The organism is Streptomyces sp. NPDC048349 (assembly GCF_040651925.1).
In the GTDB taxonomy this organism is placed as follows: Bacteria; Actinomycetota; Actinomycetes; order Streptomycetales; family Streptomycetaceae; genus Streptomyces.
In genome coordinates this window covers 18,724-29,028 of record NZ_JBEZLA010000077.1, presented here as the reverse complement: position 1 = coordinate 29,028, position 10,305 = coordinate 18,724, and the positions used below count along the sequence as shown (strand labels likewise).

The 10,305-nt window shown below is 71.0% G+C and carries 12 protein-coding genes; 5 read left to right on the top strand and 7 right to left on the bottom strand.

What is annotated here, in order from left to right:
* Nucleotides 1–101: 101 nt before the first annotated feature.
* The gene (locus AB0D44_RS30335) at nt 102–638 is read right to left on the bottom strand and encodes an anthrone oxygenase family protein (RefSeq protein ID WP_362596794.1); all 537 of its coding nucleotides are present in this window, start codon (nt 636–638) and stop codon (nt 102–104) included.
* A 67-nt stretch (nt 639–705) separates the two neighbouring features.
* Between AB0D44_RS30335 and AB0D44_RS30330 the strand changes: the two genes are divergently transcribed.
* A complete protein-coding gene (locus AB0D44_RS30330) occupies nt 706–1,194 on the top strand; it encodes a GNAT family N-acetyltransferase (RefSeq protein ID WP_362596792.1) in 489 nt (162 codons plus the stop codon).
* A gap of 33 nt (nt 1,195–1,227) precedes the next feature.
* On the opposite strand, the gene AB0D44_RS30325 is transcribed toward AB0D44_RS30330, so the two are convergent.
* The 4 genes from AB0D44_RS30325 to AB0D44_RS30310 all read right to left on the bottom strand — a co-directional run bounded on the left by AB0D44_RS30325 (nt 1,228) and on the right by AB0D44_RS30310 (nt 3,998).
* Entirely contained in the window at nt 1,228–2,241 is a 1,014-nt protein-coding gene (locus AB0D44_RS30325; protein WP_362596789.1) for an AraC family transcriptional regulator, read from the bottom strand.
* A 1-nt stretch (nt 2,242) separates the two neighbouring features.
* Complete coding sequence (locus tag AB0D44_RS30320) at nt 2,243–3,094, bottom strand: NAD(P)H-binding protein (RefSeq protein ID WP_362596786.1); 852 nt, start codon at nt 3,092–3,094, stop codon at nt 2,243–2,245.
* 67 nt (nt 3,095–3,161) lie between these two features.
* Nucleotides 3,162–3,398, bottom strand: a complete 237-nt coding sequence (locus AB0D44_RS30315; protein ID WP_362596798.1) for a DUF4287 domain-containing protein — start codon at nt 3,396–3,398, stop codon at nt 3,162–3,164.
* Between the two features lie 48 nt (nt 3,399–3,446).
* Entirely contained in the window at nt 3,447–3,998 is a 552-nt protein-coding gene (locus AB0D44_RS30310) for a dihydrofolate reductase family protein (RefSeq protein WP_362596783.1), read from the bottom strand.
* A 319-nt stretch (nt 3,999–4,317) separates the two neighbouring features.
* Between AB0D44_RS30310 and AB0D44_RS30305 the strand changes: the two genes are divergently transcribed.
* Nucleotides 4,318–4,869: a flavoprotein gene (locus tag AB0D44_RS30305; protein WP_362596780.1), complete on the top strand. Its 552-nt coding sequence runs from the start codon at nt 4,318–4,320 to the stop codon at nt 4,867–4,869.
* Nucleotides 4,870–4,915: 46 nt separating this feature from the next.
* Here the strand turns inward: AB0D44_RS30305 and AB0D44_RS30300 are convergent, their stop codons facing one another.
* On the bottom strand, nt 4,916–5,422 hold the full coding sequence (locus tag AB0D44_RS30300; protein WP_362596777.1) for a DinB family protein: 507 nt from the start codon (nt 5,420–5,422) through the stop codon (nt 4,916–4,918).
* Between the two features lie 10 nt (nt 5,423–5,432).
* Nucleotides 5,433–6,602, bottom strand: coding sequence for an epoxide hydrolase family protein (locus AB0D44_RS30295; protein WP_362596774.1), 1,170 nt, complete (start codon nt 6,600–6,602; stop codon nt 5,433–5,435).
* A 577-nt stretch (nt 6,603–7,179) separates the two neighbouring features.
* On the opposite strand from AB0D44_RS30295, the gene AB0D44_RS30290 reads away from it, so the two are divergent.
* From AB0D44_RS30290 to AB0D44_RS30280, 3 genes are all read left to right on the top strand, one after another.
* Entirely contained in the window at nt 7,180–7,827 is a 648-nt protein-coding gene (locus AB0D44_RS30290) for a ScbR family autoregulator-binding transcription factor (protein WP_362596771.1), read from the top strand.
* A 169-nt stretch (nt 7,828–7,996) separates the two neighbouring features.
* Nucleotides 7,997–9,253, top strand: coding sequence for a ParA family protein (locus AB0D44_RS30285; RefSeq protein WP_362596768.1), 1,257 nt, complete (start codon nt 7,997–7,999; stop codon nt 9,251–9,253).
* Nucleotides 9,250–10,221, top strand: coding sequence for a ParB/RepB/Spo0J family partition protein (locus AB0D44_RS30280; protein ID WP_362596765.1), 972 nt, complete (start codon nt 9,250–9,252; stop codon nt 10,219–10,221). Before AB0D44_RS30285 ends, AB0D44_RS30280 begins: the two co-directional genes overlap by 4 nt.
* Nucleotides 10,222–10,305: the final 84 nt, after the last annotated feature.

Genomic DNA, 10,305 nt, shown 5'->3' with positions numbered 1-10,305 from the left:
GTACGTCCAGTACGGGGGCATCCGGCCGGCACGCCGAGAGCACGCACCGGACACCGCTCCTTCACCACGGACCTCCGTCAGACACCCCCTAGTGCCCAGCCTCAGGGACGCCCGCCCGGGGTGGCCCGGCCGTACAGGACCAGGGCCCGGGCGAGCGCGCTGAGGGCGGCCGTGCTCAGCAGGGTGCGGACGATGTTCGTGGTGACCCAGGTGGTCTTGAACTCCTCCACGATCCCGAAGTCCCGCATGTCCGCGACGGCGCCCGCCTCGGCGAGCTGGTTGTTGAGGGGGATGTTCACCGCGAAGGTGAGCACGAGGACGGCCAGGTACGCCGCCGCGGCCACCCCGACGCACAGCGCGGTGCCGCGCCGCCCCCCGCGCAGTTCGACGACCGCCGAGGCCGCGGCCGCCGGCAGCGCGAGCACGAAGGCGGTCCCGAACAGCGGGTTGCCGTCGATGGCCGTGTTGAAGCCGCGCATGGCGCTCACGTAGGTCCGCTCGTCGCCCGCGGCCAGGCCCGGCATCACCGAGACGTCGAAGGCGAAGAACAGACCGGCCATCAGCCCGACGAGGACCGTCGAGAGGACCATCAGTACGGTGGCGAGCCGGGTGTTGCCGGAGCGGTGGGCGGTATCCATGCGCTGCATCCTCGTCTTGAGTGGGTGGAACGACGTCATGCGGCGGGAGAGGTCCTACGCTGAGGCGATGACCAGCACCCCAGCCCCCCGCCTGGAACCCGTGACCGCCGAGAACATCGACGCGGTCTGCGCGATACGTGTGCGCCCCGATCAGTCGCACCTCGTCTCCCCGGTGGTGAAGTCACTGGCCGAGGCGTACGTCCACGGGGACGTCGCCTGGCCGCGGGCCATTGTCGACGGCGACGAGGTGGTCGGCTTCGTGATGGCCTTCCTCGACATCCAGTGGAACCCGGCCCGCGACCCCGCCGACCGGCGCTCCGGCATCTGGCGCCTGAACGTCTCCGCCGCCCACCAGGGCAAGGGGTACGGCAGCTTCGCGGTCGCCGCGGTCGTCGAGGAGCTCCGCCGCCGCGGCGCCGGCCGCGCGTATGTCACCTGGGACACGGGCGACGGCAGCCCCGAGCCCTTCTACCTGGGCCTGGGTTTCCGCCACACCGGCGAACTCAGCGGCGACCAGCGCGTCGGCGAACTGCTCCTGTCCGGACAGCACGTCTAGTTCTCTGACGGGAAAGGTCGGCCGGTCAGAGCATCAGGCCGTCTCGGTTTCCGGGAGGACCACGGTGCGCGGTGGTCCGCACGCGGCCGCCGCCGCTCCCGCCGCGGCCGCCGCCCCCGAACGGAACTGCTGCGGGCTGACGCCCCGTACCCGCTTGAAGGCCGCCGACAGCGCGAACGCGCTGCCGTACCCGACCCGGCGGGCCACCGTCGCGACGGTGGCGTCCGGTTCGCGCAGCAGGTCCGCCGCCAGCGCCAACCGCCAGCCCGTCAGGTAGGCGACCGGCGGCTCGCCCACCACCTCCGTGAACCGCCGGGCCAGCGAGGCCCGGGAGACACCGGTCCTGGCGGCGAGCTCCTCCACCGTCCACCCGTACGCCGGGTCCTCGTGCAGCAGCCGCAGCGCCGGGCCGACCACCGGATCGCTCTGCGCCCGGTGCCAGGCGGGGGCGCCCGATCCCGGGGCCGCGAGCCAGGCCCGCAGCACACCGATGAGCAGCAGGTCGAGCAGCCGGTTCAGGACGATCTCCTGGCCCGGCTCGTCCCGGGAGATCTCCGAGGCGAGCAGCGCGATCAAAGCGGCGTCCGCCGCCCCCGCCGGGCGGACCACGATCGTGGGCAGCGCGCCCAGCAGCCGCCGGCCGATCTCGGTCGGCGCCGTGTAGGTGCCGCTCAGCATCACCGCGGAGCCCTCCGCCTGCCGGCCCTCGCCCCAGGTCCGTACCCCGAGCAGCATGGAGTCGCTGACGTCCTCCCCCGCCTGGGTGCTGCACCGCTGGTCCGGCCCCACCCTGATCTGCACGGGGGTCTGCGGGGAGTCGGCGACCGTGTACGGCTCGGGTCCCCGTACGACGGCCACGTCCCCGGGGCTGATCCGCACCCGCTCCCCCGCGTCGGGCAACAGCCATGCCGAGCCGCGCACCATCGTCACCACCGACAGCGGGGCACGGTCCTCGATGCGCATCGCCCACGGCGGGTTGAGGAGGGACTTCTGGAGGAAGGCGCCCCGGGCGCCCGGGCCTTCGAGGAGACCGGTCAGCGTGTCCATATCAGGACCGTACGTCCCACACCCCGGTCGCGGCGGCCTCCCGGGCGAAGTCGGCGAAGTCCTTGGGCGCGCGCCCCAGCACCTCCTGCACCCCGTGCACCAGGTGGGCGTTGCGCCCGTCCAGGATCAGGGTGAAGAGGTCGGCGAACTCCTCCGGCAGACCGTTCTCGCGCAGCACCGCGCGGTAGGCCTCGTCGGAAACCGGGACGTAGGAGATCTCACGGCCGGTCACCTTCGACAGCTCGGCGGCGACGTCGAAGAAGCTCAGCAGGCGCGGGCCCGACAGCTCGTACGTCCTGCCGATGTGCTGCTCGTCGGTCAGGGCGGCCACGACCACGTCGGCGATGTCGTCGGCGTCGACGAAGGCCTCGACGGCCTCCGCGGTCGGCAGGGCCAACTCGCCGGCCAGGACCGGCTCCAGGAAGAAGCTCTCGTCGAAGTTCTGGTTGAACCAGCTCGCCCGCACGACGGTCCACTCGGCGCCCGAGGCCTTCAGGAGCTCCTCGGCGTGCTGCGCGGCCTCCTCACCGCGCCCGGAGAGCAGCACCAGGCGGCGCGCCCCGGCGGCCACGGCCGCCTCGGCGAACGCGCCGATCTGTTCCGCGGCGCCGGGGAAGGCCAGGTCGGGGTAGTAGGTCACGTACACCCGGTCCGCGCCCTCCAGCGCGGCCGGCCAGCCCGCGGGCTCGTTCCAGTCGAACGCCGGGGACCCGCGACGGGATCCGATCCGCACCGGGCGGCCCTGGGCGGTCAGCTTCTCCGCAACGCGCCGCCCGGTCTTGCCGGTGCCCCCGATGACGAGGGTGGTGTGCTGCGCGGCGTCCTGCGTGGGATGGTTCGTCGTCTGCGTCATGAGGACAGTCAAGTCCAGCCGCCCTGGACGGAACATAGCCGAAAAGCTCACCTCCATACGCGAGCGTCTAACGGCCGCCGCTGCCGCCGCCGCTGCCGCCGCCGTTCTCCGCGCGCGTGTGCGCGACGAGCGCGTTGGCGTGTCCGTGGCCCAGGCCGTGCTCGGTCTTCAGCCAGGAGACGAGCTCCATGTGCCCGGTCAGCGGGGAGGACCGGATGAGGTCCTTCCACTCCGCGATCGGACGGCCGTACTTCTTCTCGATCGAGGGAAAGTAGCTGGCGGGGCCCTTCACCGGCTCGGCCATGTCGTAACGTCCCTTCTCTTTCGTTGTCATTCGTCCTCTTGGTTCTTCTCAGGCGGAGGTCGCGGCGGGGGCGTAGGCGTGCACCTGGGCGCCGCTGCCGAAGGTCGTGGTGCCGATCGGCCGCAGCGTCGTGACCGGGGAGTCCTCGCCGAAGAGCTTGCGGCCCTTGCCCTGCACGACCGGCAGGGTCCACAGGCGCAGCTCGTCGAGGAGTCCGTGGGCGAGCAGGGAGTTGACGAGCTGTCCGCTGCCGTAGACCAGCAGGTCGCCCCCGTCCTGGCGCTTGAGCTCGGCGACCTCGGAGGCGAGGTCCCCAGTCAGGAAGGTGGCGTTCCACTCGGGGGTGTCCAGGGTGCGGGTGGCGACGTACTTCGGCATCGCGTTCATGCGCTCGGTACCGGCGTCGGCGCCCTCGGCGCGGGCGGTCCAGGCCGGCGCCATGCCCTCGTAGGTCACCCGGCCCAGGAGCAGCGCGTCGGCGGCGGCGAGCTGCTTGCCGGCGAACTCCGAGGCCTCCTCGTTCCAGAACGGCATCGACCAGCTCGGGTCCTCGAAGACGCCGTCGACCGAGATGAAGATCGAGGCGATGACCTTGCGCATGACGGTTCCCCTTAAATGTGTACGGCGTCCACATCGGACGCTCCGCAGCCTACCCAAGGATGTGGACACCGTCCACATCCTCCGTTCCCGCATTCACAGGGGCAGACCGGGGCCGCTCCCGAAACTCATCGCTCCCCCGGGAGAAAAACGGATGGATCTTCAGATGCCGCGCCCTGCGGCCCGAACGCTGGTGGGGGGTTGGGTGGCGGGTTGGAGCAGCGGCGGCACGCGACCGGTACCCGCGTTTCGGCCGGGACGTCCTGACACATCCCGCTCCCTCAAGCATGGTTGAGGTTGAGCAATATGATCATATGGTGACATGACCACGAAGACTCTCTACCTGCTCTGCTCCGCGGCCCCGCCCGTCTTCGACGTAGCCCATGTGATCGAGGACGCCCAGGCCCGCGGCTGGGACGTCTGCCTGGGGCTCACCCCCACGGCGGCGCACTGGGTGGCCGGGAGCCTCGACGGGCTGGCCGCCCTGACCGGCCACCCGGTGCGCTGGCAGTACAAGCTGCCCGGGGAGGACGACGTATGGCCCCCGGCCGACGCCCTGCTGTTCGCCCCGGTCACGTTCAACTCGGTGAACTCCTGGGCCCTCGGCCTCACCGACCGCTTCGCCGTCGGCGTCGCCGCCGAGGCCATCGGCAAGGGCACCCCGGTCGTCGCCATGCCCTGCACGAACGCCGCCCTTGCCGCACATCCGCAGTTCGACCAGTCCCTGGCCGTCCTGCGCACCGCCGGAGTCGAAGTCCTCTACGGCGAGTCCGGCTTCACCCCCGGCCCGGCCGGCCCGGACGCCCCGCCCCACTTCCCGTGGCAGCTCGCCCTGGACGCCGTGACCCGCGCCGGAGGCGCCTCCCAGACCTGACCGCGGGGACCGAAGCCCGGAGCCCGAAGCCCCAGGACCCCGCGCCCTACTCCCCCGTCACCCCGTCGATCGCCTCGCGCAACAGGTCCGCATGCCCGTTGTGCCGGGCGTACTCCTCGATCATGTGGGTCAGGACGTAGTGCAGCGAGTACGGCTGGTCGCCGAAGTAGCCCGTCACATCCAGGGATTCGGCGGCCTCCACGATCCTCCTCGACCGCTCACAGGTCTCCTCCCAGATCCGGAACGACTCCGCCGGATCCGCGTCCTCGACGTGGAACTCCGTCCGCTCCCCCGCCTCGTTCTTCGGGAAGTAGCCGCGCACGTCCTCACCGCCCACGACGTTGCGGAACCATCCGCGCTCCACCTCCGCCAGGTGCCGCACCAGCCCGAGCAGGCTCAACCCGGACGGGGCCACCGCCTTCCGCCGCAGCTGCTCGTCGGTCAGACCCGCGCACTTCATCATCAGGGTGTCCCGCTGGCGCTGCAGGAGGCTGGTCAGGGTGGCCCGCTCGTCGCCGTTCAGGACGGGCTTCGTTCTCTGTTCGTCGATCATCGGGTGATCATCACACCTCCCGGAAGAAGGCGCGCACGTCCCCCACCAACAGCTCCGGCACCTCCATGGCGGGGAAGTGCCCGCCCCGGTCGTAGGAGGTCCAGCGCACGATGGTGTCGGTCCGCGCGGCGATGTGCCGCAGCGGGACGAAGTTGTCCCGGGGGAAGTCGGCCAGGGCGGTCGGGGTCCGCGACACCTCGAGCGGCTGCCCGAAGTAGTCGGCGTGCGCCCGCTCGTAGTAGATCCGGGCGGCGGAGCCGGCCGTCCCGGTCAGCCAGTACAGCATCACGTTGGTCAGCATCTGGTCCCGGTCGATCGGGCACCCGGGATCGCTCCACTCGGCGAACTTCTCGCCGATCCAGGCGAGCAGGCCCACCGGCGAATCGTTCAGCCCGTACGCGAGGGTCTGCGGCCGGGTCGCCTGGATGTCGGCGTACCCCTGCCGCTCGCGCGCCCAGACCCGGTACCGCTCCCAGGACGCGAGGGTCCGCTCCCGCTCGGCCGGGCTCAGCGCGGCCAGCTCCTCCGCGTCCGGCTCCCGGGTCGCCCCGGCTCCCGGCAACAGGTTCAGGTGCACCCCGACCACGTTCCGCGGCCGGATCCGCCCAAGCTCCCGCGAGATCGCGGCCCCCCAGTCGCCGCCCTGGACCCCGTACTGCTCGTACCCGAGCCGCTCCATCAGCACTCCGAAGGCCCGCGCGACCCGCTTGAACTCCCAGCCGGTCTCGGTCGTCGGCCCGGAGAGCCCGAAGCCGGGAATGCTCGGCAGCACCAGATGGAAGGCGTCGGCAGGATCCCCGCCGTGCGCCCGAGGGTCGGTGAGCGGACCGGCGACCCGCTGGAACTCGACGAACGACCCCGGCCAGCCGTGGGTCATCAGCAGGGGCCTGGCTCCCGGCTCGGGCGACCGCAGATGCGCGAAGTGCACCCGGGCCCCGTCGATGACGGTGGTGAACTGCGGCCACTCGTTCAGCCGCGCCTCGGCCGCCCGCCAGTCGTACGCATCACGCCAGTACTCGACGCTCTCGCGCATCTCCCCGAGCGGAATCCCGTACGCCCACCCCACCCCCGGCAGCTCATCGGGCCACCGCACCCGCCCCAGCCGCTCCGCGAGATCGTCCAGCTCCTCCTGCGCCACATCGAGCCGAAACCCCTGCAGCCCTTCCCCAAGATCGCTCATGCCCCCCGATGCTAGGCCGGTCTCCACGCCACCGTTAACGGCGTTAACGCCCCGCACCGTTAACGCCGTTAACACGCCCGCCCGGACACCCCGCCCGACGGGCACCGGCCCCAGCCATTAACGCCGTTAACGCTCCGCCCCCGCCGACCCGGTGACCCGGTGACCCGGTGACCTGGTGACCTGGTGACCCGAACGACAGCCCGGACCATTAACGCCGTTAACGCCGTTAACGCTCCCACCCGGGCCGGGACCGACGCGGACCCCACCACCGAGACCATTAACGCCGTTAACGCCCCCCGGCTCGGACCGACCCTTAACGCCGTTAACGCCCCCGGTTCGGACCCAGCCCTTAACGCCGTTAACACCCCACCCCGCGGGCCGATCATGCCCCGCCGCTCCCACCCGACCGTTAACGGCGTTAACGCCGTTAACGGCAAGCCCCGCACCAGACCCCCGAGCCAGCCCACCCCGGCCGCCTCTAAAAAAATACCTGTCGACTGGTTTTTTTCCCCCGCTCCCACTACATTGCCCCTCGGGGAAACCGCTCCCCGCACCAAGCAATTCGGGAGACACGCACGTGGCGAGGGCCAGGCAGGAACGGGCCGAGATCACCCGCCAGGCCATCCTGGACGGCGCGGCCACCGCCTTCGACCACTCCGGCTTCGACGGCACCAGCCTCAGCGACGTCGTCCGGTACGCCGGGGTCACCAAGGGCGCCCTGTACTTCCACTTCCAGTCCAAGGAAGCCCTCGCCCGCACCCTGATCGAAGAGCAGTTCCAGGTCTCCCAGAACATCCCCGCCATCGAGAACCCCGGGCTCCAGACGGCCATCGACCTCAGCCACCAGATGGCGTTCGGACTGCGCACCAACGTCCGCATCCGGGCCGGCATCCGCCTGGTCGTCGAGTTCGGCTCCTTCACCCGGCCCGACCCCGCCCCGTACAACACCTGGATCGACACCTGCCACGTCTGTCTGACACCGGCCCAGGAACGCGGTGACATACTGCCGTCGCTCAACGCCTACGACGTCTCCACCTTCCTGGTCGGCGCGTTCACCGGCATCCAGATCACCTCGCACGTCCGCACCGGCCGCGAGGACCTGCACACCCGGATCACCGATCTGTGGAACCTGCTGCTCCCCGGGATCGTGCCGACGGACCGGATCCACCTGTTCGACCCGGCGGGCTCGCCCGAGTGCCGGGCCGAACTCGCTCTGCCCGCCTGACGGCGTTTCCAGGGCGGCCTCGCATACGCCGTGGTGAACCACGGGGGTGCTCGCTACGGCGTGTGCGAGGCCGCCCTGTCGCGCGTCGGAACCAGAAGCGCGCCATTTCGTTAGCAAAACCCAAGCGTGGCGCCCACGCACGCCCCTGAACGTTAGTAAAGTCCCTCTCATGACTTCGCCCTCGTCTCAGAGCGACCGAGAGAAGGTCGTCTCCAAACTTCCCCCGTGGCTGCGCCAGGAGTTGAAAATCCGCACCGCCCAACTGCGGGTGGACATCCAGGATGCCGTCCACCAGGGGATCAGCCACTGGAGCGCGCTCGCCTCCGCCCCCTCCCCCGTCGACACGTCCGGCGCCGAATCGTTCTCCACCTGGCTGCCCGCCGGCCAGTGGGAGTCCTTCCGCACCGACTCCAAGCACCGCGGCGTCTCCCTCATCCAGGGTCTCGCGCAGGCCGTCAGCCTCTGGCTGGAGATGAACCCGGCCCCCACGGTCAAGCGGCCCTCGGTCGTACGCCGCATCATCGTGTGCAACCAGAAGGGCGGGGTCGGCAAGACCGCCATCACCGCCGGCACGGCCGAGGCCCTCGCCGAGGACCCCTCGACCCTCCACCCGGTGCGCGTCGCCCGCCAACTGGCCCGCCTCACGTCGGACGAGGAACAGCAGCCCGACCCGGCGTCCGCCACCCTGGACCTCGAGGACCTCCCGGGGCTGGGCATGCGCGTGCTGCTGATCGACTTCGACCCGCAGGGCCACCTGACCAAGCAGCTCGGCCAGCAGCCGCTCCCGATCGGCGGCGACAGCCTCACCTGCCACATGGCCGGCGAGGCCAAGGGCCCCCTGTCCGACCTGATCGTCCCCATCGCGGACGAACGCTTCGGCGACCGGCTGCACATCCTGCCCGCCTGCACGGACGCCTTCCTCCTCGACGTCCGCCTCTCCACCGTCCGCGCCCGGGAGGCGGCCCTCGAACGCGCCCTGGCCCCGGTCGAGTCCGACTACGACGTCATCCTCGTGGACTGCCCCCCGAGCCTCGGCCTGAGCATGGACGCCGCCATCTACTACGGGCGCCGCCGCGACACCGAACAGCCGGGCGCCTCCGGCGCGCTGATCGTCGTACAGGCGGAGGATTCCTCGGCCGACGCCTACGACCTCCTCACCTCCCAGATCAACGATCTGCGCGACGACCTCAGCCTCGACATCGACTACCTCGGCCTCGTCGTCAACCTCTACGACGGCCGCCGCGGGTACATCGCGACCTCCTCCCTCCAGGCCTGGATGGACATAAAAGACCCGCGGGTCGTCGCCGTCGTCCCCGACCTCAAGGAACAGCGCGAAGCCGTCCGCGTGAAGCAACCCCTGTTCGTCTACGCCCCCAAGGGCGACCAAGCGGTCGCCCTGCGCGCCCTCGCCCGGGAGATCTCATGAGCAGCAAGGCCGACAAACTCGGCGTCTCGGCATCCTTCGCCCGGGCCCAGCCGGTTGGCGTCAGCTCCCGCCGCGCGGCAATCGCGGAGGCCACCGGCGCACCCACCTCCGGCGTGGTCCCCCCGTCCGAGGTTCCCATCGAGGCCCTGGCCCACAACCCCTTCAACCTCCGCGAGGACCTCACGGAGATCGACGAGCTGGCCCAGTCCCTCGTCGCCCGCGGCCAGCTCCAGCCCCTCGCCGTCGCCACCCGCATGGCCTTCATGGAGGCCCACCCGGGCGCCACCGACGGCCTGGGCCGGGCCCCGTACGTCGTGATCGACGGCAACCGCCGCCTGGCGGCCGCCCACAAGGCCGGCCTCAAGACGCTGCACATCCACGTGAACGACGCCCTGTCCGCGTCGGCGGCGGACATCCTGGAGTCGGCCCTGATCGCCAACGTCCACCGCGTGGACGTGGCCCCGATGGACCAGGCCCGCGCCCTCCAGGCTCTCGTCGACGTCCACGGATCACAGGCCCAGGTCGCCAAGCGCCTCGGCAAGACGGCGGCCTGGGTCTCCCAGCGCCTGACCCTCCTGAACCTCACCCCGGCCCTCCAGGAGAAGGTCGAGACGGGCGAGCTGAAGGTCGAACCGGCCCGCCGCATCGGCCGCCTTCCCCAGGAGGTCCAGGAGGCCGCCGCAGAAGAGACGGTCAACGCCGTCAATCCCCCCCGCCAACGCACTCCTCAGCCCGTTAACGGCGTTAACGCCGTTAACTCCCCCACGCCCCCCACGCCCCCCACGCCCCACGCGTCTCCCTCAACCCCTCCCCCCTCCCCCACCCCCTCCCCCACCCCGTCCCCCACCCCGTCCCCCCGGATCACGATCTCCACGATCTCCCCGGAAACCATCGCGGACGCCCTCACGGCGCACCTCACCCCGGACGACCTGAAGGCCGTCACGGAACTCCTCCTGATGCGGATCTGAGCCGGGCATCTCGAGGCACCACCCACGCCGGGGGCGCTGGCGGCATTAACGCCGTTAACGCCCCCACGTGTGTTTCATGTGCGT